Source organism: Brevibacillus sp. MCWH (assembly GCF_013096935.1).
Lineage (GTDB): Bacteria > Bacillota > Bacilli > Brevibacillales > Brevibacillaceae > Brevibacillus > Brevibacillus aydinogluensis.
Window position 1 is genome coordinate 81,139 of sequence record NZ_SDLF01000006.1, and the last position, 22,092, is coordinate 103,230.

Annotated in this window: 22 protein-coding genes, 1 tRNA gene and 1 pseudogene; 11 read left to right on the plus strand and 13 right to left on the minus strand. The window is 57.4% G+C overall.

What is annotated here, in order from left to right:
• Nucleotides 1-141 precede the first annotated feature (141 nt).
• Both ETC00_RS07480 and ETC00_RS07485 read right to left on the minus strand, forming a co-directional pair.
• Entirely contained in the window at nucleotides 142-876 is a 735-nt protein-coding gene (locus ETC00_RS07480) for a gamma-glutamyl-gamma-aminobutyrate hydrolase family protein (protein WP_171565368.1), read from the minus strand.
• 26 nt (nucleotides 877-902) lie between these two features.
• Nucleotides 903-2,534: a peptide ABC transporter substrate-binding protein gene (locus ETC00_RS07485; protein ID WP_171565369.1), complete on the minus strand. Its 1,632-nt coding sequence runs from the start codon at nucleotides 2,532-2,534 to the stop codon at nucleotides 903-905.
• Nucleotides 2,535-2,658: 124 nt separating this feature from the next.
• Between ETC00_RS07485 and ETC00_RS07490 the strand changes: the two genes are divergently transcribed.
• Nucleotides 2,659-3,471, plus strand: a complete 813-nt coding sequence (locus ETC00_RS07490; RefSeq protein ID WP_171565370.1) for a serine hydrolase — start codon at nucleotides 2,659-2,661, stop codon at nucleotides 3,469-3,471.
• An 80-nt stretch (nucleotides 3,472-3,551) separates the two neighbouring features.
• On the opposite strand, the gene ETC00_RS07495 is transcribed toward ETC00_RS07490, so the two are convergent.
• Together ETC00_RS07495 and ETC00_RS07500 are read right to left on the minus strand one after the other, a co-directional pair.
• The gene (locus ETC00_RS07495) at nucleotides 3,552-4,844 is read right to left on the minus strand and encodes a phytoene desaturase family protein (protein WP_171565371.1); all 1,293 of its coding nucleotides are present in this window, start codon (nucleotides 4,842-4,844) and stop codon (nucleotides 3,552-3,554) included.
• A 268-nt stretch (nucleotides 4,845-5,112) separates the two neighbouring features.
• The gene (locus tag ETC00_RS07500) at nucleotides 5,113-6,255 is read right to left on the minus strand and encodes a virulence factor (RefSeq protein ID WP_171565372.1); all 1,143 of its coding nucleotides are present in this window, start codon (nucleotides 6,253-6,255) and stop codon (nucleotides 5,113-5,115) included.
• A gap of 313 nt (nucleotides 6,256-6,568) precedes the next feature.
• On the opposite strand from ETC00_RS07500, the gene ETC00_RS07505 reads away from it, so the two are divergent.
• Both ETC00_RS07505 and ETC00_RS07510 read left to right on the plus strand, forming a co-directional pair.
• Complete coding sequence (locus tag ETC00_RS07505) at nucleotides 6,569-6,793, plus strand: hypothetical protein (protein ID WP_171565373.1); 225 nt, start codon at nucleotides 6,569-6,571, stop codon at nucleotides 6,791-6,793.
• 175 nt (nucleotides 6,794-6,968) lie between these two features.
• Nucleotides 6,969-7,955, plus strand: coding sequence for a P1 family peptidase (locus ETC00_RS07510; RefSeq protein WP_171565374.1), 987 nt, complete (start codon nucleotides 6,969-6,971; stop codon nucleotides 7,953-7,955).
• 155 nt (nucleotides 7,956-8,110) lie between these two features.
• Here the strand turns inward: ETC00_RS07510 and ETC00_RS07515 are convergent, their stop codons facing one another.
• The 4 genes from ETC00_RS07515 to ETC00_RS07530 all read right to left on the minus strand — a co-directional run bounded on the left by ETC00_RS07515 (nucleotide 8,111) and on the right by ETC00_RS07530 (nucleotide 13,139).
• Entirely contained in the window at nucleotides 8,111-9,181 is a 1,071-nt protein-coding gene (locus ETC00_RS07515) for a branched-chain amino acid aminotransferase (protein WP_171565375.1), read from the minus strand.
• A gap of 245 nt (nucleotides 9,182-9,426) precedes the next feature.
• Nucleotides 9,427-11,361, minus strand: coding sequence for an ABC-F family ATP-binding cassette domain-containing protein (locus ETC00_RS07520; RefSeq protein ID WP_171565376.1), 1,935 nt, complete (start codon nucleotides 11,359-11,361; stop codon nucleotides 9,427-9,429).
• A 271-nt stretch (nucleotides 11,362-11,632) separates the two neighbouring features.
• Nucleotides 11,633-12,115 carry a hypothetical protein gene (locus ETC00_RS07525; RefSeq protein ID WP_171565377.1) on the minus strand — a complete coding sequence of 161 codons (483 nt, stop codon included), beginning with the start codon at nucleotides 12,113-12,115 and terminating at the stop codon, nucleotides 11,633-11,635.
• 271 nt (nucleotides 12,116-12,386) lie between these two features.
• Entirely contained in the window at nucleotides 12,387-13,139 is a 753-nt protein-coding gene (locus tag ETC00_RS07530) for an arginase family protein (RefSeq protein WP_311837204.1), read from the minus strand.
• A gap of 63 nt (nucleotides 13,140-13,202) precedes the next feature.
• Between ETC00_RS07530 and ETC00_RS07535 the strand changes: the two genes are divergently transcribed.
• Complete coding sequence (locus ETC00_RS07535; RefSeq protein ID WP_171565378.1) at nucleotides 13,203-13,340, plus strand: hypothetical protein; 138 nt, start codon at nucleotides 13,203-13,205, stop codon at nucleotides 13,338-13,340.
• A gap of 71 nt (nucleotides 13,341-13,411) precedes the next feature.
• Here the strand turns inward: ETC00_RS07535 and ETC00_RS07540 are convergent.
• Nucleotides 13,412-13,486: transfer RNA gene (locus tag ETC00_RS07540), tRNA-Thr, on the minus strand.
• A 127-nt stretch (nucleotides 13,487-13,613) separates the two neighbouring features.
• The gene (locus tag ETC00_RS07545; RefSeq protein ID WP_230076747.1) at nucleotides 13,614-14,342 is read right to left on the minus strand and encodes an NAD-dependent deacylase; all 729 of its coding nucleotides are present in this window, start codon (nucleotides 14,340-14,342) and stop codon (nucleotides 13,614-13,616) included.
• 85 nt (nucleotides 14,343-14,427) lie between these two features.
• Between ETC00_RS07545 and ETC00_RS07550 the strand changes: the two genes are divergently transcribed.
• The 5 genes from ETC00_RS07550 to ETC00_RS07570 all read left to right on the plus strand — a co-directional run bounded on the left by ETC00_RS07550 (nucleotide 14,428) and on the right by ETC00_RS07570 (nucleotide 18,049).
• Nucleotides 14,428-15,216: a metallophosphoesterase family protein gene (locus ETC00_RS07550; RefSeq protein WP_171565379.1), complete on the plus strand. Its 789-nt coding sequence runs from the start codon at nucleotides 14,428-14,430 to the stop codon at nucleotides 15,214-15,216.
• 205 nt (nucleotides 15,217-15,421) lie between these two features.
• Nucleotides 15,422-15,850 carry a disulfide oxidoreductase gene (locus ETC00_RS07555; RefSeq protein ID WP_171565380.1) on the plus strand — a complete coding sequence of 143 codons (429 nt, stop codon included), beginning with the start codon at nucleotides 15,422-15,424 and terminating at the stop codon, nucleotides 15,848-15,850.
• Between the two features lie 3 nt (nucleotides 15,851-15,853).
• Entirely contained in the window at nucleotides 15,854-16,321 is a 468-nt protein-coding gene (locus tag ETC00_RS07560) for a thioredoxin family protein (RefSeq protein ID WP_171565381.1), read from the plus strand.
• Nucleotides 16,322-16,560: 239 nt separating this feature from the next.
• On the plus strand, nucleotides 16,561-17,364 hold the full coding sequence (locus tag ETC00_RS07565) for a FixH family protein (RefSeq protein ID WP_171565382.1): 804 nt from the start codon (nucleotides 16,561-16,563) through the stop codon (nucleotides 17,362-17,364).
• Between the two features lie 247 nt (nucleotides 17,365-17,611).
• Complete coding sequence (locus tag ETC00_RS07570; protein WP_171565383.1) at nucleotides 17,612-18,049, plus strand: GreA/GreB family elongation factor; 438 nt, start codon at nucleotides 17,612-17,614, stop codon at nucleotides 18,047-18,049.
• A gap of 97 nt (nucleotides 18,050-18,146) precedes the next feature.
• Here the strand turns inward: ETC00_RS07570 and ETC00_RS07575 are convergent, their stop codons facing one another.
• Both ETC00_RS07575 and ETC00_RS07580 read right to left on the minus strand, forming a co-directional pair.
• The gene (locus ETC00_RS07575; protein ID WP_171565384.1) at nucleotides 18,147-19,769 is read right to left on the minus strand and encodes an alkaline phosphatase family protein; all 1,623 of its coding nucleotides are present in this window, start codon (nucleotides 19,767-19,769) and stop codon (nucleotides 18,147-18,149) included.
• A gap of 187 nt (nucleotides 19,770-19,956) precedes the next feature.
• Nucleotides 19,957-20,141: pseudogene (locus tag ETC00_RS07580) on the minus strand (MazG nucleotide pyrophosphohydrolase domain-containing protein); the annotation flags it as partial.
• Between the two features lie 87 nt (nucleotides 20,142-20,228).
• Between ETC00_RS07580 and ETC00_RS07585 the strand changes: the two are divergent.
• The gene (locus tag ETC00_RS07585; RefSeq protein ID WP_171565385.1) at nucleotides 20,229-20,810 is read left to right on the plus strand and encodes an LOG family protein; all 582 of its coding nucleotides are present in this window, start codon (nucleotides 20,229-20,231) and stop codon (nucleotides 20,808-20,810) included.
• Nucleotides 20,811-20,926: 116 nt separating this feature from the next.
• Here the strand turns inward: ETC00_RS07585 and ETC00_RS07590 are convergent, their stop codons facing one another.
• The gene (locus ETC00_RS07590) at nucleotides 20,927-21,601 is read right to left on the minus strand and encodes an NUDIX hydrolase (protein WP_171565386.1); all 675 of its coding nucleotides are present in this window, start codon (nucleotides 21,599-21,601) and stop codon (nucleotides 20,927-20,929) included.
• 199 nt (nucleotides 21,602-21,800) lie between these two features.
• Here ETC00_RS07590 and ETC00_RS07595 point away from each other — a divergent pair, with 199 nt between their 5' ends.
• Complete coding sequence (locus tag ETC00_RS07595; RefSeq protein WP_171565387.1) at nucleotides 21,801-21,983, plus strand: hypothetical protein; 183 nt, start codon at nucleotides 21,801-21,803, stop codon at nucleotides 21,981-21,983.
• Nucleotides 21,984-22,092 lie beyond the last annotated feature (109 nt).

Genomic DNA, 22,092 nt, shown 5'->3' on the forward strand with positions numbered 1-22,092 from the left:
TCAAGAGAGCGAGCGGGCCCGATCACCCATGCGCTACGGACTTTGACTACAAACTGACCGCCCTTCCTTAAGAGAAGAGCGGCCTGTGCTGTTTTTTCTTTTGCATGACTGTCTTCCTTATTGCATGCTGTGGCCGACGCCTTACCGGGCCAGCGCCTTTACCTGACGCGCCTTGTTGACGAACGCTTCCGCCAGCTTCAGCATCGTGTCGTCGTGCGCCCACATGCGCTCCGGATGCCACTGCACGCCCACGTGCAGCCCGTCGAGGCTTTCGATCGCCTCAATCACCCCGTCTGCAGCCACCCCTGTTACCTTGAAGCCAGGGGCCACGTCTTTTACCGCCTGATGATGCGACGTATTGACGAGGATTTCCGTCTTGCCCAATGCCTCCGCCACAAACCCCGGCTGTAGCGTGACCTTGTGCGCCCCGTATTGTCGCGAACCTTTTTGCTCGTGTTGAAAGGCACCTGGCACCTGGCTTGGGATGTCCTGGATCAGCGTGCCGCCGCAGGCTATATTCAGGATTTGCATGCCGCGGCAGATGCCGAGAATCGGTTTCTTCAGCTCCAGAGCCAGCCGAATCACCGCCAGTTCCGCCAGGTCCCGTTCGTGCTCCACGTCCCCCAGCCCCTGCAGCGGCTCTTCTCCGTACAGATGGGGGGCGGGATCGTCTCCGCCGGTGAGAATCAGGCCGTCCAGCGATTCCACCATCGCGCGGAACGGCGCATCCGGGACGGACATCAGCGGCAGGATGAACGGAATCCCGCCGGTGCGGGCCACCCCGTCCACATAGCTGGTACCCACGTAGTAGAACTGGTCGAGATTGTTGTTGGGAAAGTACATTTTGGTACACGCTACACCAATGATCGGACGCACATGCGGTCACTCCTTGTAATCTGTAATTACTTTTCGTTGGATGCGTATTTGAAGTCGATGAAACCGAGCGGATCCACCACGACGTCTTTTACCGTGTCCTGCTTCACCCACGCGTAGGTGAAGTAGTAAATCGGCATCGCCGGCATTTCGTCCATGACGATGGCGTCCGCCTTTTTGAGGATTTCGTTGCGCTTCGTCGGGTCTGCTTCTTTTGCCGACTGTTCCAGCAGGGCGAGGAATTCCTTGTTCTCCCACTTGGACGTGTTCAGCCCGCCCTTGAAGACCTCGAAGAAGTTGATCGGATCGTTGAAGTCGCCGATCCAGCTTGCCCTGCCGATTTGGAAGTTGCCCAACTTCATCTGCTCGCGGTGAACCTTGTTTTCCTTGTTGACCAGTTTGACTTCGATGCCGAACGCCTTTCTCCACTGGTCTTGGATAACGGTTGCGATGCGCTGGTTCACTTCCGTCGTGTTGTAGGACAACGTGATCTCCGGCAGTTTGGAGATGCCCAGCTCCTTCATGCCTTCTGCCAGCAGCTTTTTCGCGGTCTCCACGTCGCCGTCCTTGAAGTAGCCGTCCGGATTGAAGGCCATCGTCGGCGGCAGGATGCCGAGCGCCGGCGTGCTCTTGTACGGCACGACATTCTCGGCGATATCCTTGCGGTTCACCGCGTATGCGAAAGCTTGGCGAATTTTCTTGTTGGAGAACGGAGGCTGTGACGTATTAAACACGTACCAGTACGTACCGGCGGTCGCCTGGGTTTGCATCTTGCCCGAGTCCTTCAGCGCATTGAGCGCATCAAGCGGCAAGTCGCCCAGCGGCGAACCCGCCCAGTCCAGTTCCCCTCTTTCGAACATGGACAGCTCGGTATTGGCGTCTTCGATCATGTTGATCGTCAGTTTGGACAGCTTGACTGCATCCTTGTCCCAGTAGGACTCGTTTTTCTCCAGTTCGATGACCGACTTGTGTTCCCACTTCTTCAGTACAAACGGACCGTTCCCCACGTACGTCTCGGGGCTGCCCGCCCAGTTTTCGTTGGCCTCCACCACATTCTTGTTGACAGGGAAGTAGGTGACGGAAGCGACCAACTGCGGGAAGAACGGAGCCGGGTTTTCCAGCGTGACGACCAGCGTCTTGTCGTCCGTTGCCTTTACCCCCACGTCTTCCGCCTTGGCCTTGCCCGCATTGTACGCCTGCCCGTTTTTCAGATAGTAGAGCTGGTACGCGTAACCCGATGCCGTCTCCGGGTTGAGCACCCGTTTCCAGGCGTATTCAAAGTCGTGCGCCGTGACCGGATCGCCGTTGGACCACTTGCTGTCGCGCAGATGGAACGTGTAGGTCAGCCCGTCCGCAGACACTTCGTACTTCTCGGCGACTGCTTCCTTGAGCTGGCCGTTTACGTCGAGGCGCAGCAGACCGTCAAACGCCGCGCGGGCCACTGACATGGACGGAATGTCTTCCGCCAGTCCCGGGTCGATCGTGCTGGGGTCACCCGTATTCAGGTTGACACGCAATTCTTGCGCGGCTGCCTGCTGACCCTGCGCGGTTGGCGTATCCGCAGGTTTCGCCGCGTCCTGCGCACCATTCCCTCCACAGCCGGCAAACGCAAGGCTGGACAGAAGAACCGCGCATAGAGACAGTCTCTGTAATGTTTTCATAACATCCCCCTCATGAAACATTTTTTCTTGATTATGCCAAGTACGAGTACATATTATTATCTTATCTTATGAATATTTTGTCTATTGCCTATATTAATAATGTACGCGAAAGGAGTTGGCTGCGGTGCTCTCTGCCCTCGGGCCTTCACTTGAAAGATTAACGGAAGAAACCGGCGGTCAATGGGGAATTTACCTGGAGGATGTGCGGACAGGGGAACGGCTCGGCATCGCCGAACATCAGCGCTTCTACGCTGCCAGTCTGATCAAGGTGCCGATCATGACGGCAGTGTTTGCCGAGGCGTACGCCGGCAGACTGGCCCTATCGGACAAGCTCCGGCTGCGTCGGGAGGATCAGGTGGGCGGAGCCGGCGTGCTTCAGCACTTCACCCCGGGCACCGAACTGACCGTCTACGACGCCGTGACGCTGATGATCATTCAAAGCGACAATACAGCGACCAACATGCTGATCGATCTGATCGGCACGGACGCCATTCGCACCGCGATGAGCCGTACGGAAATGGTCAACAGTTCGTTTTACAACAAACTGATGATTGTGCCCGCGGAGCCGGAGGGCTACAACGAAGTGACGGCCGCCGACATGGGCAGCCATTTCCGTTTTTTGGCGACGGGAAAAGCGATCTCGTACAACAGCTGTCTGCAGATGATCAACATCCTCAAGCGGCAGCAGCACCGCGACCGGCTGCCGTGTCGCCTGCCCGATCCGGAAGGCGATGTCATCGGCATGCTGCCCAAGTGGGAGCTGGCGAACAAGACCGGAACGGTGACCAACATCACGCACGACGCCGGCATTTTGTACGTGGGCGGCCACGCCGTGATCATCTGCGCCCTGTCGAAGAACGTGGATGCCAAGGCTGCCGGTGAGGTGATGGGACAAATCGGACGGATGGTGTACGACCTGTACGCGGGCCGCTCCTGACCCATGCCGTGCAGGCAGGTGCCGCACAATGAAACGGCGTCCTCCCCGATTGGGAAGGACGCCTCTGTTGTATCGCGTGTCTACTTTTCGAGAATCAGCTTGCTTGCCTCATACGCGCTGGAGAAAGAGAGCTCGGACAGCTGTCCCTGTCCTTCACACCAGTCGCCGGCAAAGAAGAGGTTACGGTAGTCCGGCAGGAAGATCGGCATGGGCTTCTGGTTCATGGTCCACTTGATCTCCTGCACCACGGCGCGCGTCGAAACGCGCGGGACGACCAGATGTTCGCGCCAGCCCGGGAAGTGCTTGTCGTACAGCTGTTCAATTTCCTGTTTGCGCTGTTCGACCGCTTCCTTGTTGCCAACTTCCGATTGGCGCAGGTAGGCTGTCGCCTGCAGCAGTTGGCCTCCCTCCGGCACGCAGGTGGTGTCGTAGTAAGAGATGTCGGTGATGAAAATGTTGTTCTGCTTGTCGTATACATAGGTGTAGGGCACGTCGATCCGCTCTTTCAAGCCGATGTCGTACACCACCACGACCGTCGGTTCGTACAACGCGTACTGTTCGATGGCGTGCTCCAGCTTGGTATCCTTGAACACCTTGACCATTTCCTTGGGCGGAATGCAGCAGACGAACTCGTCGGCCGTATACTCCGCATCCGGGGTGACGGCGGCGATCACGCGGTCGTTTTCCCAGCGGAACGCCTCCACTCTGGTCTTGGTGAGAATCGTGCCGTTGTTGGCCTCGATGACGCGGACAAACTCGTTGATCAACGCCTGCCAACCGCCTCCGATGTAGGCCACCGGCTTGTTGGTCGTAAACAGGCGGCGATAGTAGGTAAAAAACACGTCGGACGGGATTTTTTCCGGCTCCCGGGTAAAGAAGTTGGAAGACGCCAGCGTCAGCATCATTTCTCGCACGTCCTCGCTGACGTTTTTCTTCTCCATCCATTTTTGGATCGACAGGTGCGGATGGCCCGTCTCCATCTTCAGCATCGTTTTCAAGATTTCAAAGGTAAACAGGACCTTGTCAATCCCTTTCAACAACTTGGTGCGGAACAGCCCCTGCACGTTAGCCGGAACGGCGGTCAGGTCGTCTCCCAAGTCGTATTTGGCTTTGTTGGGGTTGAAATCCTGCCAGTCGATCTGCAGGCCCAACTCTTTTTCAAACGTTTTCAAAATGGACGTGTCGCGTCCGTAGATGGCGTGAGCGCCAAAGTTGAAATTAAAGCCCTTGAGTTTCAGCGTGACAGCTCGCCCGCCCAAGGTACCCCGTTCCAAGAGCGCCACTTTCTTGCCCTTGGTCGAAAGATAGGCAGCAGCCGACAATCCGGCCAGTCCGCCGCCGACAATGACGACGTCATAGTGATTGGTAGTCATACAACAAACTCCCTTACGCACTCTCGAAGTTGATTCCTAATCCTCATAGAATAATAAGGGATGGACAAGGTGGAAGTCAACTAAAAATGAACTGTGTCTAATATTATACTCGATATACCATTTATTGGCTGATATCGCCAGTTTTTTACAACCGCACATACCTTTCGCCGACGGGTGATATATCTGGAAGTGATTCACCTAAGCGGGAGCAGCACCTGAACATCGGGCCGTACATCGGAAACGGAAATTGGATGCGTCGACAAGCATCTCAGCCCTGCTCGTTTCGCCGCGTCATCTGCTGCCAGACCGTGCCGCTGGCCGCTTCTCCGCTTTCGATCCGCTCCAGCGCCATCTTGATTTGCAGGCGCACCTCGAATTCCGGTTCGTCCTGGGCCGCTCGCAGCGCCTCCAACGCGGACTCGTCGCCCACTTCGTAAAGGAAGCGGGCCGCCCGCCAGCGGACCAGCTTGTTGGGGTCTTTCAACGCTTCTGCCATCGGGCCGATGGCGCGCGGGTCCCCCAGGTCGGACAGGGTGTCGCCCGCCGTACGCCGGACGGATACGGATTCGTCCCGCAGCGCTTCGAACAGATGAGGCAGCACCGCGTCCCCGCCGACCATCCCCAGGTAGACAACCGCCAGCCGACGGATGGAGGCTTTGGGATCGTGCAGGGCCTTGATCAGCACCGGCAAATCCGCTTCGGTCGGCTCCAGCCCATCCAGGGCGGCATACCGCTTTTGCCAGTCGGGATCGTCCAACATCTCCAGCGTAACCACTTTTGTTTCCCGGCGTTCCGGCTGCAGCGGCGCCTCTCCCGGCTCCTGCTGCATCGCCAGCTTCACCAGCTCGTCCACCCGCTCCTGCGGATATGCGGCGTCGATCTCCTGCGCCACCACCTCGCCGATTTCGCGCAAATCACCGTAGCGGACGCCATGTTCCACCCACTTCCGCTCCATAATCAGGTTGGGCGAAGCTGACCCCGCATGAACGGCTGCCTTGCCGAACCGCTCCGGCAGTGCGGTGCGTACCTGCTCCGTTCCCATCGTCACCTTCACCTGCATCGGAATGCCGCGGAACATCTGAATGTATACCTGCGCTTCCCCCCAGCAGGTATCGCCTGCTTCCTGCGCCACAGCCGGCAGTGCAACTTCTCCATCAGGACCAAACGCTTCCCTGGCCTGCGTCAGAATCCGCTGCCAGTCAGCGGTTGACTTTCGCTCCAAGGCGAAAAAATCGGCCGTGTGGAAAATGGACGTCACACCCTCAATCGCCAGCAACTTGCGGATCAGGTCCGGAAGGGACGCTGTCGTTTCTTTTGTATATACGCGCTGTACACCGTCAGGCAAACGCTCGTCCACGTTCAGCTTCATCACGTTGGGACTGGGCGTCGGCTCGATGGACAACAGTTTCATATGAATCACTCCTCCAGCCACAATCACTCCTGTTTATCGTAGCACGACTGTCCCTTGCTTTCCATGTCAGCGGCCCGCGAAACTGCACCTGGCTGCCTCGACGTGCGTCTCCGTCAGCCGCTTGCGAGACTGCCGACGGCCCGGCCGGCCGCTCGCATCAGCGCAGAAATCTTCCCGTATCGTACGCAAGTTTGCGTCATTCCATTCGTTTGGCGGCCCAAAACAAAAGGCCCCGGACGGCGGCCTTTTTTTATCTCACGATTGTGGCATAGAATGGTAATCAGGAATCCCCGGAAAGGTGTGTTGAGTTCAGATGGAAAAATCGTTTTACTACCCGGTAAGCTGGCGCGACGCCCAGCGGTACAAGACGCTGTTGAACGCCAAGGGGGTCCCCTACCGAATCCAGTCTCCCGTGGACCTGCCTGTGCTGGAAGACGGCGAACTGGCCATCGTCTTTCCGTCCATCCCGCTTCGCCTCTACGCCTGGGTGCGAACGCTGTTTGTCCGGGACGGACTGCGGTATCCTGATTTTCTGTAAATCAAGCGCCCTGCCACCCCTTGATCGGGCAATGGCCATCGTATATGATGAAGACACATCAGACGGAATTTTCGGGCAATAAAATGGCGAGAGCGGCGACGGTTCGCACATTCCGGCAGGGACCGGAGAGCCGCCAGTTGGCTTAGCGAAAACCACCAGGAAAGACGGTGAGAATGTGACGCGGGAACAACACGAGGCATACGGCAGCATCGTGGACGTGCCGGGCGTCAAGGTGGGACAGGTGCAGGACGCGGAGGCGCTGACGGGCTGTACGGTGTTGGTCATGGAAAACGGGGCGGTCTGCGGCGTCGATGTGCGCGGCTCTGCCCCGGGCACACGGGAAACCGATCTGCTCCATCCGACCTGCCTGATCGAACGGGTACACGCCATCTGCCTGTCGGGGGGCAGCGCATACGGATTGGATGCGGCAAGCGGTGTGATGCGCTGGTTGGAGGAGCGGAACATCGGGTTTGACGTCGGCGTGGGTGTCGTACCGATCGTGCCCGCTGCCGTGCTGTTTGACCTGTCCGTCGGCAGCGCCAAGGTGCGGCCCGATCAGCAAATGGGGTACACAGCGGCCCAGCAGGCAAACACCCATCCGGTCAAGCAAGGCAACGTTGGAGCGGGAACCGGTGCGACAGTCGGGAAGCTGGCCGGCGTGCGCCACGCGATGAAAGGCGGCCTCGGCTCCGCCTCCCGCCGCCTGCCGAACGGTTTGGTCGTCGGGGCAATCGTTGCCGTCAATGCCGTAGGCGAAGTGCGTGATCCGGCAACCGGCAAGGTATTGGCCGGAGTGCGGGACGAGCACGGACAGATTCGCGACATCCGCTCCCTGATGATCGAACAGGGCACTTCATCCATCCTGCCCGGAACAAACACGACGATCGCCGTCGTGGCGAGCAACGCCAATTTTACCAAGGCCCAGGCCAACAAGGTGGCGCAGATGGCTCACAACGGCCTGGCCCGGACGATTTTTCCCGTTCACACGATGCACGACGGCGACACCATTTTCGCAGCCGCCACCGGCGGAGTGGACGCCTCCGTCGATCTGGTCGGCACGCTGTCGGCAGACGTGCTTGCCGAAGCGGTCGTCAACGCGATCATTGCCGCCGAGACCGCCGGGGGAATCCCGGCCTATCGCGATCTGCGCCCCCAGGCTTGAAGTCGGTGCAGTTCGCTTGCCGTTTGTGGCAAACCTGCCATGCAGCACGACAAACGCCCTCCGGCTGGACAAACCGCCGGAGGGCGTTTTTTACAGGTTCCGAACAGGGGCTTCTCCATTCCCGTGCCTTTTTTGTTATGAGCCGATACCCGTTTTCACTCGACTTCCACAATCCAGCCGTACGGGTCGGCGATCTCTCCGTACTGAATGCCGGTCAAGGTGCCGTAGAGCTTTGCCGTCAGTTCACCGATCTGTTCGTGGTTGATGACCATGTGGTGATCGTTCCAGCCCAGCACTCCGATCGGGGATACGACCGCCGCCGTCCCAGTGCCGAACGCTTCCTCCAGTTCGCCCCTGGTGTACGCGACGTACAAGTCTTCCATCGACAGCTTCTCCTCGCGCACGGGGATGCCCCAATCGCGCAGAAGGTGGATGACGGAGTCCCGCGTAATGCCGCCCAGGATGCTGCCGTGCAGCGGAGGCGTCCACACTTCCCCGTTTATTTTGAAAAACACGTTCATGCTGCCTACTTCTTCAATGTATTTGTTCTCGATGGCATCCAGCCACAGCACCTGTTCATAGCCTTTTGCATGCGCGTCTTCCTGCGCCTTCAGGCTGGCCGCGTAATTGCCGGATACCTTGGCAAAGCCGGTCCCTCCCCTGACGGCACGGACGTAGCGGCTCTCCACATGGATTTTGACCGGCTTCATTCCCCCTGCGTAGTAGGCGCCGACAGGTGACAGGACGATGACCAGTTTGTACGACTCGGACGCCCGGACCCCCAGGTAAGGCTCTGTGGCGAACATGAACGGACGTATGTAGAGCGACGTTCCCCGTTCCCGCGGCACCCAGTCTTTTTCCAGGCTGATCAGGGTTCGCAGCGCCTCCAGGAACAGTTCTTCGTCAATCGACGGCATGCTGAGTCTGGCGGCAGACAGGTTCAACCGCTGCGCGTTTTTCTCGGGACGAAACAGCAGGATGCGATCGTCACTGGTCCGATACGCTTTCATGCCTTCAAAAATGGCCTGTCCGTAGTGAAGCACCAAGGCCGCCGGGTCGAGTGCGAGCGGCGCGTACGGAACGATTCGCGGATCGTGCCAGCCTATTTCTGCGGAGTAGTCCATGACAAACATATGGTCGGTAAAATACCGGCCAAAGCCCAGACAGCTGCTGTCGGGCTTCTCTTTTTTGCGGTCGGTTTGCGTGATGGTGATCGGGTACGGCATTTCTTTTCATCTCCCTGTCTTTGATACAAATCCTGATTACTCGTAACTATAGCACAACCGTTCCGAAGTGAAAAACTATTCTGAACATTAATATGACGATCATGCTGTTACGGCTGTGTTCAATGGCGGGTGTGAGGTCACTCCCGCAAAAAAGAAGCCCTCCGCAAAATGAAGCCCCTCCCGGAAGCCGAAACATCCGGGAGGTCTCCTGCCATACGAACTAAAGCTGTGCCTAAAGCTGCCGACTATTTGCTGCGTTCAATCTCCTCGATCAACGCGGACAGTTCCGCCCAGCGATCAATTGCCGCTTCCAGCTCGGCTGACACCTGCTGTTCTTCCGCAAACAGCTTCTCCACCTTGGCGTAATCGCTGCCCGCTTCGGCAATGGCTTGTTTCAACGCTGCGCTCCGCTCCTCCAGCGCCGCGATCCGGGACTCGATCTGCTCCCATTCTTTCTGTTCCTTGTAGGAAAGTCGACGCGGACGGTTGGTTCCCCTGCCCGCTCCGCTTCCGTCACGGGAGTCGGCCGCCGCAGACTGCGCCTTGTCCGCGCGCCGTTTGGACAGGGCTTCCGCTTCCTGTTCCCGGCGTCGCGTGTCCAGGTACTCCGAGTAATTGCCCATGAAGTGGCGAATTTTCCCATCCCCTTCGAAGGCAAACAGGTGGTCAACGGTCCGATCAAGAAAGTAGCGGTCGTGAGACACCGTAATGACAGTGCCGGGGAAGTGTTCCAGATAGTCCTCCAGGATGCTCAGTGTCTGAATGTCCAGATCGTTTGTCGGCTCGTCCAGGAAAAGGACGTTCGGCTCGCCCATCAGCGTGCGCAGCAGGTAGAGCCGCCGTTTTTCCCCGCCCGACAGCCGGGAGATGGGGGTCCACTGCAGATGCGGCGGAAACAAAAACCGCTCCAGCATCTGGGATGCGGTGATCGTCTGGCCATCGCTGGTGCGAATCACTTCGGCCGCTTCCTTGACGTATTCGATCACGCGCATGCCTTCGTCCATCTCCACGTTCTCCTGCGTGTAGTAAGCCAGTTTGACCGTCTGCCCCACCACGATGGTGCCCGCGTCCGGCTGGATACGGCCCGCGAGCATGTTCAACAGGGTTGACTTGCCGCTGCCGTTGGAGCCGATGATGCCGACGCGGTCCCCGGGCTGGACGATGTAGCTGAAATCGTCAATCAGCTTGCGCTCCCCATACCCTTTACTGATGTGCTGGATCTCCATCACGGTTTTGCCCAATCGGCTGGCCCCAAGCGACATCTCGATAGTTTGCACCGGTCCATCCACTTTACGGTCGCGCAGTTCCTCCACGCGTTGGACGCGGGCCTTCTGTTTGGTCGTCCGCGCTTTTGCCCCTCGGCGCAGCCAGGCCAGCTCCCGCCTCAGCAGATTTTGCAGTTTGCTTTCCGCAGCTGCTTCGCGCTCTTCCCGTTCCGCTTTCTTTTCCAGGAAGACGGCGTAGTTGCCCTCATAGCTGTACAGCTTGCCGCGATCCAGCTCACAGATGCGGGTGGTGACGCGGTTTAGAAAATAGCGGTCGTGCGTGACGAACAAGAGCGCCCCTTTGTAGCGGGACAGGTAATCTTCCAGCCACTCCACCGTCTCATTGTCCAGGTGGTTGGTCGGCTCATCCAGGATGAGCAGGTCTGCCGGTTGAATCAGGGCGCGGGCCAGCGCCACCCGTTTGCGCTGCCCGCCGGACAGTTCGTGCACCTGTTGGGTAAAATTGTGGATGCCCAGCTTCGTCAAGATCGTTTTCGCCTGAGTGCTGGCCTCCCAGGCATCGGCCGCGTCCATCCTGCTCTGCAGCGAGTACAGCCGTGCCTGTTTTTTCTCGTCATGCGGGTCGGTCTGCAGGTCAGCCACGGCCTGCTCGTACTGGCGCAGCAACTGGATGAGCGGCGTGTCGCCGTAAAACACCTGTTCCAGCACGGTGGAGCGTTCCACGAAAACCGGATGCTGCGGCAAATACTCCACGCGAAAGGATTTGGCGTGAACGATCTGTCCGCTGTCTGCCGTCTCCTGTCCGGCCAGGATTTTCAACAGCGTGGATTTGCCCGTGCCGTTGACGCCGATCAGCCCGATCCGCTGTTGTTCGGCGATATGAAAGGATATGTCGTCAAACAGGACTTTCTCCCCATAGCTCTTGGAGAGATGTTCAACTGATAGGATGTGCATTGTCGTCACCCAAACTTGTGAAAGATGGTTCAACCCGTGCTCCGGAAGACAGATAGCAAAAAACCAGGGGACTTCTCCCCTGGCACCCGTTTTCTTCCGGTGGGGTTGGTTCTGCTAGACGTCACGAAGAGGAAACCTCGCCGTTTCATCGTAGCAAACCCCAGCTTCTTTCGTCAAAGGGGACGGCCTGTCGGGAGCAGTCAGCTGCACCGGACGATGGCGATATCTTAGAAACAGACCGCAGCTCCCCCCGCGCGCCAGGCTCCAGGAATTACTGCAGGGAAAACAGCAGTTTTCTGCCTTCCTTCGATACCCGAACGCGATCGGTATGCTTCAATGCCTTTTGCACAATTATGTATGGACTTGGCCATTCAACGCCCTTTTTCTGCTGCAGTTTGTCATACAACTCTGCAAGCGTCAGCGGTCCTGCCGCTTCCTCCAGAATCGCTTCAATATCCTTGGCGATTCCCGGATAATCGTGGTGCTGATACGCCTTTCTGGGTCTCCCTACGTGTTTGTCCAACACTTCTCGCGGCATCGCCTGCCAGCTCGCAAGGTCCTCTTCCTGCTCTTGTGTCTCGGCAGGAAGGCCGTACTGCTCGTCCAGCTCACGGATTCGGTGCAAAACCTGTTTGATCTCGCTCCCCAATTCTTTGTCACGATCAACGTACTCGCGTCTCAAGGATACCCGCAGTTCCAGCAATGACTGCAAGGTCATCTGTAACGCCTTCCGTTCATGAAACGCTGCTGACATATTTTCCTCCTCTGTTTTTGTTTGTTACCATGATAAACCATTTCCTGGAGGCCGAGGAGTAACTGCAGTCCTGAAAGAAAAGCGCGGATTGGAACGATAGTAGGAATCCAGGCAAGTGAACGCGCATTTGCGCAGGGGAAGTCGAGACAAAAGCCCTAGGGAGGCATGGACAGAAATGGTGCAGCGGAAAAAAGCGGTTGCGCGAAAACTCGCCGGGATGCGTCGCTTAAACGCCGGCTGTCCCCCGCCCGCGTTTTGTTTGTCTAACCGGCTAGGCGCACATGACTGATTGCAGGATGGCCAGGTTGGTCCGTTCGTTCAACCGAAGCTGGTCGGCGTGCAGCCAGACGTCGGCTGGCGTCACCGGCAGTTCGCCGCAGACGTCGATGCCGAGTACGTTTTTCTGCCGAACGAGCGCCTTGAGTGATGCGAGCAGTTCCCGCAGATGCATGTTTCCATGATCCCAGTTGGTTACGGCGAAGGCGCGATTCAGCACGTCCTTGTCGATACTGATGTACACATCTTCGGTCGCGATGGCGGAAAGCAGCTCCTGCGGATCGCCTGCGTTCGGGCGAAGTACAACTTTTCCCTGCGCATCGGACAGGCAGAGCGTTTGCTCCGCAGAAACGCCGACAATCAGCACGCGCCTGAGGTGAGGAAGACGTGCTGCCGCTTCGGCCACCCACGAACCGCACGTCAACACCCCGGCCATGTCGTCCGAACGCTTCGCATCAGTGTGATTGTCAAACAGGACGAGGCTGAACGGCCGATTGATTTCGCTCAGCAGAAGATAGGTGACATAGTGATAATTGCCGTTTCCGATAAACGTGATGCCGCGACCGGTCCGGGCCGACAACCTGCGGCTGATTTCTGTCAGCGCCCTTTCTGCGCAAAACAGGTTGGCTTCCGCAATGTCCGCCAGGTCGATCCATTCGTCGGCAACATCGGACAGCTTGTGCTGCCAGGGGTATGCATCGTCAAAGTTCAGCAACGTCACGTCATGATGAAGGAGTCCCATGATCATCAAATCCTTTCCTTGCGAAAACGAGATTGTGCTCAACGGTGTTCCTTTCATGAGGTGTCGGGTATGAACTTTGTTGATGGCTTTATTATACAACACAAACGCCAGGGAGGGAAAAACGGGAGGCAGATAAAAAAAGAGCCGACCACCATGCAAGTGATCGGAGGAGTAGTACGTGAATACGTTCATTATACAAATGAATGATGCCAATCTCCTTAGGGGAGTGATGGAAAGACAGGAAAAAAGCAGGGGACTGCTCTCCCCTGCCTTGTGTATGGTGCTGGTGAAGGGACTCGAACCCCCGACCTGCTGATTACGAATCAGCTGCACTACCACTGTGCTACACCAGCATTATGTTCTTTTGTGAGTCAGGTCGACCGACCAGTTTTTGTATCGATCGCGCTCACAGGTTTTATTCTAGTAAACATTCCACAAAAAATCAAGAGGAAAATGAAAAAAATCCTCCACTTTTTTCTGTCAGTATCCCGACAGCTCCGCTTCCACTGTTTTCAGCACCGTGCCGATCAATGCGTCGCCGATCACCAGGTCGGCCAGATCGTCCAAAGGGGTGGGCTCTCGGTTGATGATCACCAGTCTGGCCCCGGCTGCTTTTGCCTGCTGCGGAAACCAGTTGGCCGGGCTGACCACGAGCGACGATCCCAACACGAGAAACAGATCGGCTTGTTCCGTCCACTCCGATGCCTTCGCCAGCGCTGCTTGCGGCAGCGCTTCTCCAAACAGCACGACCGTCGGACGCAGAAAACCGCCACAGTCGCATACCGTCCCGTCCGGCTGCAGGTAACGCGCTGCCGGGTAGGTACGCTCGCACGCCAGACAGCACAGCGTGCCCAGGTTTCCGTGCAATTCAGCCACGTTCCGGCTGCCCGCCTGCTGATGGAAGCCGTCCACGTTTTGGGTGATGATTCCGCGAATCCGCCCGCGACGTTCCCATTCGGCCAAAATGGCGTGCCCCTCGTGCGGACGGCAGGCCAGAAGCCCTTCGATGCGCATCCGGTAAAAAGCTGCAAACCCCTCGCGATTGTGCCGCAGCGCCTGAGTGCTGGCCAGTTGGGTCGGGTCCTTGCCCTGCCATATTCCTGACTGCGCCGAACGAAAATCGGGCAGCCCGCTTTCCGTCGACATGCCCGCTCCCGTAAACACGACGGCCTGTCTGGCATCCCGGAGCCATTCCGCTAGCATCTTCATCTGCGTCTCTCCCCTTTTCACGCAAACGTCTCCTCCACATATTGTATAGGAAGAGCGTTGTGTTTGTATACGAGGGGGTGTCGGCATGGCCATTTATTTGGTGTCGGATATTCACGGTCACTATGAGGTGCTGCGGACAGCGTTGGATCGCGTCAGCTTTTCTCCGCAGCAGGGCGATCGCCTGTACGTCCTGGGGGACGTGGTGGACCGTGGACCGCAGTCGAGGGAGGCACTGCAGTACCTGCTGAATTTGAGACAAACCTATCCGGACCGAATCGTTCTCATCAAGGGCAATCACGAGCAGATGCTGCAGGATTGGTTGGAAGGAAAGGGGGACGCCAACCTTTACTTGCGGATCAACGGCGGTGACGCCACCATCCGCTCCTATCTCGGCCGACAGTCCCTGCGGCGCGCCTTCCTGGGCGGCCTTCCCGCTTTGAACGATCAGGAATCGGCACGCAGATACATTCTCTCCCGCTATTCCTATCTGCTGCCTTCGCTCGCCTCCCTGCCGCTGTACGTGGAAATGCCAGCCGATCCGGCATCCGGGGCTCCGGCCGCCCTCTTCGTTCACGCCGGCATCCGTCCCGGCATCCCGCTCGACCAGCAGCGGCCCGAAGACCTCCTCTGGATCCGCCAGCCGTTTTACCAGTCATACAGGGGAGAAACGGTGATCGTATTTGGCCACACGCCTGTTTCCATGCTCCCCGGCTATACCGGGAACGGGGTGTGGCGGCGCGGCAACCTGATCGGCATCGACGGCGGCGCGGCCTCATGGCAGGGCGGTATTTTGCTGGTGGAGTGGCCGTCGCTTCGCTACGTGTACGTACCGGTGCGTGAGGTGTATCCCTCGCCGCGCATCCATCTTCGCTAGCGGCCGCCGTATGATTTCGGCGGCTTTTTTGCGCGTGTCTTTGGAATTTTGATCCGCTGCACAGGGCAGCAACCGGGACAAGCCATCCCGCCGCCGACAACTGCCGGCGTCGCTTTTTTGGGCAATCAATGTCTTTCAAAAAAATTACTTTAAATAAGTTACTTCCCATTCGTAATGTGTGATAAGATGAGGACGAGGTGTTGATATGCGACGAGAACAAATAAAAGAATACGCGCTGTTCGGTTCATGGGTGGTATCACTCATCGCTACAGCTGGAAGCCTGTTTTTTTCGGAGGTGATGAAATACATTCCCTGTGAACTGTGCTGGTTCCAGCGGATTTTCATGTACCCGCTGGTCATTCTGTTGGGAGTCGCCGCCGTAAAAAAAGATTACCGCATGTCATCATACGCCTTGATCCTTTCTGTCATCGGCGGGTGCATCTCCCTGTACCACTATCTGATTCAAAAAGTGCCCGCTCTGAACGATCTGGGTAATGCTTGCGGCATCATTCCCTGCAACACGGACTATATCAACTGGTTTGGCTTTATCACCATACCTTTTCTCGCCCTGGTCGCCTTCATCATGATTGCTGTGCTGCAAATCTACATTCGCAGATACGAAAAGGAGTGCTAAGTCATGAAAAAGGTCATTGTTCTTTCAGTCATTGTGGCCGCCCTGTTGATCGCCGCAATTGTCTACTCCGACATCGCGAACAAAAAGGCAGCGGAAGGCAATCCCTTCGGCAAAGCCAACCTGCATCCGGCCACGATCGAACAACTAAACGATCCGCTTTACGACAACCAGATTCTCCCGGATCAACTGAAAGCAAAGCTGGACGAAAAAGAGGAACTGTTCGTCTACTTTTACAGCCCCACCTGCGAGCACTGCCGGGCTACCACGCCCGTCCTGGTGCCGGTGGCCAAAGAGCTGAACGTGGACGTCAAAAAGCACAACCTGCTGGAATTCAGCGCCAGTTGGGACGCGTACGGCATCGAGTATACCCCTACCCTGGTCCACTACAAGGACGGCAAGGAAGTCTCCCGCCTCGTCGGCGGACAAACCGGCGAGCAGCTGAAATCCTGGTTCCAGGAGCAAACGAAATGACATGAGCCTCCCCCCGCGGGAGGTTTTTCCGTGTTGTTGGCCATAAAAATGGCAGTTGTGTGAACGATCCATCCATCTGTCCGGAAATAGCCCGTTCGAGCCATTAGGCTTTTCCCTGTTCTTGCCTATAATTGAGGGAGGTGGGTCATCCTCAATCGAGCCTCGTCTCTGAGTAAAAGCGATCATCCGACGGCGTCTGACAACCCGTCGGGAACAGGAAGAAAGAGGGGTCATTCAGCATGAAGCGATACATAGCCGCGTTGATCGGGGCACTGGCTCTGATGGCCGCTGGCTGCGGCGGCCAGGAAGAAGCCGTGCCGTCCGCCAGTCCGGTGGAGGTGGTGCTGGCGCTCACGCCGAAGGAACCGGTCGCCGGAGAAGCGATCACCTTTGCGGTCACGGTGACTCAGGACGGCGCTCCCGTCAACGACGCCAGCAGCGTGGAGTTTGAACTGTGGAAAGACGGGCAGGAACAGCACGCAACGATCCCCGGGACGCTGGCAAAAGACGGCGTCTACACGGCGCAAACATCATTTGCCGAACCCGGCTCCTACTACGTGATGTACCACGTGACCGCGCGTGACTTCCACAACATGCAGAAGCATCCTTTTACGGTCAAGGCAGCCGGCAGCGACCAACCCACGTCTCAACCGGAGAACCATGACGCAGCCGTCCATAACGATCACGGCAGCGGACAAGCCGTCAATCACGGACACGGCGGTGAACACGGCGCGGACCACCAGCACACCAGTGGCATCAACTATCACTTTCAAGCAGCTGACACGCTCACAGCCAACGAAACGGCCGCTTTGACCGTCAGCCTGACAAAAGACAACCAGCCGCTTAGCAAAGCCGCGGTACGTTTTGAATACTGGCACGCAGGCGAAGAACGCCATCAGTTTGTCGACGCCGCGGAAACGCAGCCGGGCGTATACAGCGCATCCGTCACCCTGCCCGCTTCCGGTGACTACACGGTCAACGTCCACGTGGAAAAAGACGAAACGATCCACGACCATAAGGAGTACACCCTCCACGTCCGATAATCGCAGCGAAAACCCTTGCAGGTGCAAGGGTTTTCGTGTTGCAGGCAAAGTCCTAAGTGTCACTGGAAAGCATGTTGTATTTTTCCTCAAATAAGGTAAAATGGAAGCAAGGTCCCATGCGTTTGAGCAGGGGGCCACATTCTTTTATTCGGAGGAGATTGCAGTATGAAGATGAGGCGAACGCCCTGGCGACTCACAACCTTTGCTGAACGGTGGTCCATTCCAATACGAATAGGAGATGATTACGGTGAACCATAGCACCCTCACCCCCCTGCACCGCCGACTGGTGGAGCAGCTTGTCTATTTTGACGAACAGCGCACTCCATTCCTGGATTTGCATTTTGCCGGAAAACCGGCCGAACGCCAAAAAGCCAGCCAGTGGCTGGATCTGTACGTATCGACAGTGGAATCCCTGCTGCAAGAGACAGCCGGGAACACAACGTCCGATCTGCCCAAAGTGGTGATCGGATCACAAGTAACGCTGCACTATGTTGAAGATGGATACGAGGAGCAGTTGACGATCTGCTTCCCGGAACAGACCGATCCGGATGCGGGACGCATCTCGTTCCTGTCGCCCCTCGGTCGACAGTTGCTGATGCAGGCCGTAGACGACACACTGCGCCTGGAAATGCCCATGGGCACGACAGAGGTGATCGTGCGCGCCGTCCGCTTCGTCGACTGGTAACGTGGAAAACAACGGCACTTCCGCCGTGTATATACAGTTCATAGACTGCGGCCATCGGCAAAGGATGGCCGCTTTTCTTTTCCGTGTGCATTCCGTGTCAACGGCCTGTTTTGATCTGCCCGCGGTTCGCCTTAATGAGCGACAGCAGGTACGCCTTCACGTCCACGATGCGGGCGGGCGGTGCGGGCAGCCTCCCTTTCCCCGCTGCGATGAAGGGAACCAGGGAGTCCTCGCGATGCAGTCCCCCGTGGTTGCCTCCGCCCGGATGGTTGGGCGATCCGTTGGCGTGAAATTCGGCACCGGGAACGGCCGTCACGACCAGGTACTTGCCGGGATGCGAATGCAGCGCGCCATGCAGGCGGCTCAAGCCATCAGGGTATGCCCGTGAATGGATGCGCCCGGTGACGCCATCGCGGGCCAGGCCCAGCACCGCCCAGTCCCCCTCGACGTCCCATGTGCGCCCGTACGGGTCCCGGTGCGTTCCGCCAAGCCGGAAGCGCAGACGGTTGCCGCTGCCGCCGCGTTGGACCTGTACCCACTCTCCTTCCTTCCAAGCGATCAGATCGATCCGCGGTTCGTTGCCCAAGGCGTTGGCCAACCCGGACAGCGTCGCTTGCGGCGACAAGGCGTATACATAACACATCCGGCCGTTGACGGCAATTGCGACATCGTCTTGGGTGTCTGCCTGCCTTCCCAACGGCAGGACGCGATACCCGGCTGCGGTCAACTTCTTGTCCAGCTCGATGACGGCAGCCGTCCTGTCCGCTGCCGTCGCTGCCACACCGCTGTCGCCGATGACGACAAACACATGGTGTTCCAGCGCCCGCCGCCAATCGCCGAACGCATTGAGGATGATCTGCAGCTGCCGGTCCAAGGTTTCTACGCCGGACGTATCATCGGGGCCGTTTTTGTGCAGCCGGCCGTCCATGTCGGGAAAATAGGCAACGGTCACATCCGGAAGCCGGCCCTCACCCACCAGGCTGACGAGGCTCTGCGCGGTGTAGGCATCGTTAAAGCCGAACGCCTGCAGCGGCCCCTCCGGCAGCGGCTGACGCGTTACACTGGACAGCGTCCCGAAGCCGAGCAGATGCGGCCCCCTGACGGAAATCTTCTGTGTGTTCAGGACGAGCTTGGCCAGATTGGCCGGCAGGATCAGTTCGTGCGGAACGTTGCCCCGATAGATCAGACCGTTGATGGAGGCGGAGGTGAGTCCCGCCTGATCCAGCTCTTCATGCAGCGTCTCAACCCGCTTGGAGAGATGCTGCTGATTCAGGTTGTACAAGCTGTCCGTCAGCAGTTGCCGGGGACCGTACTGCCACGCAACACGCGAGCCGTCGCCGTAGTTGACGATCCGCTTTTCCGCGGAATGATACCAGAGCAGTCCGGGAATTCCGTGCCCGTCGGCATAGGTTCCGGTCAACAGCGAACTGTCGACGGTGAGTGACATGGTGGGAAAGGAACTGATGACATCCCGCTTGTAGACGCCGTTTTCGATGAGAAACCGGAGCGCCGGCAGCTTGTTGGCGGCGAGCAGCCGGTCGATTGACGAGGACAGCAGGGAATCGACCAGCAGGACGATGACCTTTGGGCGATCGCCAGTCGCTTGGAGACGGGCTGTCCGGGGCTGGGGCGTCTCGTCCGCATGCGGACCGCCGCAGGAGACAATTGCGAGGGACATCAGGGCAGTGACAAGCAGTGCGGCACATGTTTTTCGCAACACCATTGATCCTCCATACCGAACTGAAATAGTCTTGTCGATATGGTTACATTTCCCGCACACCCGCATGATTATCCCCGCAAGGCACCCATCCGACTGAGGTAATGTAACATCGTTCCACACCAAGCTCCACCGATGCGGCGGCATCTGCTTCTGCTATGAGCCTGCTTTGTCAGACTGGCTGTTAAACCTGTTCAGCAGTTTGTTTCGGCGACTCGTCCGGACGATCCCGGCGGATTTCCGCGGCGCGGACGGCTCGTGCCAGCTCGCCCACTCTTCCATTAAAAAACCGGTCCGGATAAACGGTCCGTACTCCGTCCAGCAGCGACTGCTGTGAAACCGGGAAACCCATTGCTGAAGCTCGACAATGGTCATGCTCCTCTTCCTTCCTTTTTCTGCAATCGCTGGTATACTATACGGTGGTGAAAAGAGAGTCAATCAGAGAGACAGGAGGGAGAAATCATGAACAATGTATGTGTCTACGCCGGCTCCAATCCGGGCGTCGATGCAGTGTACGCCGAGACGGCCCGAAAACTTGGCCAAGAGATTGCCCGGCGGAGACTGGGGTTGGTCTACGGCGGCTCCAACATGGGGCTGATGGGCTGCACCGCAAATGCCGTGCTGGAATCTGGAGGCACAGCGATCGGAGTGATGCCGCGCGGATTGTTTCGCGGCGAAATGGCCCACACGGGATTGAGCCAGTTCTACGAAGTGGCTGACATGCACGGGCGGAAAGCGAAAATGGCGGAGCTGTCGGATGCCTTTATCGCCCTCCCCGGCGGCTACGGTACGTGGGAAGAACTGTTTGAAGCCGTCAGTTGGTGCCAGTTGGGCATCCACCAAAAACCGGTGGGCATTCTCAACGTCAACGGGTACTACACGCCGCTCCTGCAGATGATTGGGAACGCCGTAAGCGCCGGGTTCATGCCCTCCTCCCACGCCGACCTGCTCGTCAGCGACAGCGACCCGGCCCGCCTGCTGGACAAACTGGCCGCCTATCAACGGCCGGAACTGTCGAACAAGTGGGGGCAAAAAGACGAATAGGGAAATGAAAGAATAGAAGGAGTCGAGCCATTTTCACGATTCGGACATGGCTCGACTCACGCTCTTGTTCATATGTGGAAGGTATGGTGGAAGTCCTTAAAGTACACAAACGGTCATCAACGTTGATTGCTTTCCATGTAATTCAAGTAGTATGACAATGCCTCAGCCGTTCCGATCGGATAGACAATCACATCAGGCTGGATGTGGGGACTGCTTGCGATCAGGCGAGCCCCTTCGTCCACAAGCGTTTGCAGGGTGGCTCTGCGGAAAACCCCTTTCTTTACCTGCTCTTTCTTCATGGCAATGACCCCGGATACTTCATCTGTTTTCAAGTGTGTGAGTGACGATCTCAATGTTGCCTGATAGATGACCAGGTAATAGATCTCCCCTTCCCTGGGACTACCGCTCGGATGTATCATTTCATAAATGGCCAGCGGTTTGCATTCATCTGTCATGGTAATGGTCCGGATTTCCTTGTCTTTGGAGATGTACACCGGATTTACGGGTGAACACTGTATGTGCACCTCCGCTCCGATTTCTTCCATCGCTTCTCTTTTTCCGCACGACAGCAAATCTTCTCCTGGTTCCAGATGACCGCCAATTCCAGCGTAAAATAATTCATTTGAAGTGAACTTGTGTCTTGTTCCAGCTAGAAAGAACACATAGTTTTCCTGTTCATCCAGCAGCGCAAGTCCAACGCCAATCTCCGCATGATTGGGCACGTAACGGAATACATCACTCATACGAACCTCTCCCTGCATGATTTTCATAAACAAGCCATCCAATTCCATTCTATCGTCTCCGGCATCCTGGCAAATGCGACGCGAACACATAAACCAACGAAATCCTTCTCAACCGGCACTTTCAGAATTTCGTGATTTTACCGATACATGAGGTGTAGGGAAGGAGGCGCGCGGCACCTGAACCGAAGTCCTCGTTCCCGTGAACACCCTGCCTCAGTGGCAAGCTGCGAAAAGGAGACTGGTACAGATGAAGGCGGTAAAAAACATCACCTTTTATTTTTCCGGAGGCGAATCCGTTACCATCCGGTCGAGCGAACCGGAAGAGATCGTCCAGATGATTGCCAACCTCAGCGACGGGTGGCTTCAATACGATGACATCGTGATCAACGTACAAAACATTTCCTATCTGCGCATTACCGACGCCCAATGATCGGCATGCACCTTTTCCAGCCCCGGCGACGCGTTCCGGGGCGTCACTTTGGCTTAAAGGCTTCAGATCACCCCCTGGCCGATCACGGTTCCCCAGCCGTTCCGTTCGC

Excerpts from the sequence above, each read along its gene's own strand:
- ETC00_RS07485 (WP_171565369.1), bottom strand. The coding sequence starts at position 2,534 with ATGAAAACATTACAGAGACTGTCTCTATGCGCGGTTCTTCTGTCCAGC.
- ETC00_RS07495 (WP_171565371.1), bottom strand. The coding sequence starts at position 4,844 with ATGACTACCAATCACTATGACGTCGTCATTGTCGGCGGCGGACTGGCC.
- ETC00_RS07500 (WP_171565372.1), bottom strand. The coding sequence starts at position 6,255 with ATGAAACTGTTGTCCATCGAGCCGACGCCCAGTCCCAACGTGATGAAG.
- ETC00_RS07505 (WP_171565373.1), top strand. The coding sequence starts at position 6,569 with ATGGAAAAATCGTTTTACTACCCGGTAAGCTGGCGCGACGCCCAGCGG.
- ETC00_RS07515 (WP_171565375.1), bottom strand. The coding sequence starts at position 9,181 with ATGCCGTACCCGATCACCATCACGCAAACCGACCGCAAAAAAGAGAAG.
- ETC00_RS07520 (WP_171565376.1), bottom strand. The coding sequence starts at position 11,361 with ATGCACATCCTATCAGTTGAACATCTCTCCAAGAGCTATGGGGAGAAA.
- ETC00_RS07525 (WP_171565377.1), bottom strand. The coding sequence starts at position 12,115 with ATGTCAGCAGCGTTTCATGAACGGAAGGCGTTACAGATGACCTTGCAG.
- ETC00_RS07530 (WP_311837204.1), bottom strand. The coding sequence starts at position 13,139 with ATGATCATGGGACTCCTTCATCATGACGTGACGTTGCTGAACTTTGAC.
- ETC00_RS07535 (WP_171565378.1), top strand. The coding sequence starts at position 13,203 with ATGAACTTTGTTGATGGCTTTATTATACAACACAAACGCCAGGGAGGG.
- ETC00_RS07545 (WP_230076747.1), bottom strand. The coding sequence starts at position 14,342 with ATGAAGATGCTAGCGGAATGGCTCCGGGATGCCAGACAGGCCGTCGTG.
- ETC00_RS07550 (WP_171565379.1), top strand. The coding sequence starts at position 14,428 with ATGGCCATTTATTTGGTGTCGGATATTCACGGTCACTATGAGGTGCTG.
- ETC00_RS07555 (WP_171565380.1), top strand. The coding sequence starts at position 15,422 with ATGCGACGAGAACAAATAAAAGAATACGCGCTGTTCGGTTCATGGGTG.
- ETC00_RS07560 (WP_171565381.1), top strand. The coding sequence starts at position 15,854 with ATGAAAAAGGTCATTGTTCTTTCAGTCATTGTGGCCGCCCTGTTGATC.
- ETC00_RS07565 (WP_171565382.1), top strand. The coding sequence starts at position 16,561 with ATGAAGCGATACATAGCCGCGTTGATCGGGGCACTGGCTCTGATGGCC.
- ETC00_RS07585 (WP_171565385.1), top strand. The coding sequence starts at position 20,229 with ATGAACAATGTATGTGTCTACGCCGGCTCCAATCCGGGCGTCGATGCA.
- ETC00_RS07590 (WP_171565386.1), bottom strand. The coding sequence starts at position 21,601 with ATGGAATTGGATGGCTTGTTTATGAAAATCATGCAGGGAGAGGTTCGT.
- ETC00_RS07595 (WP_171565387.1), top strand. The coding sequence starts at position 21,801 with ATGAAGGCGGTAAAAAACATCACCTTTTATTTTTCCGGAGGCGAATCC.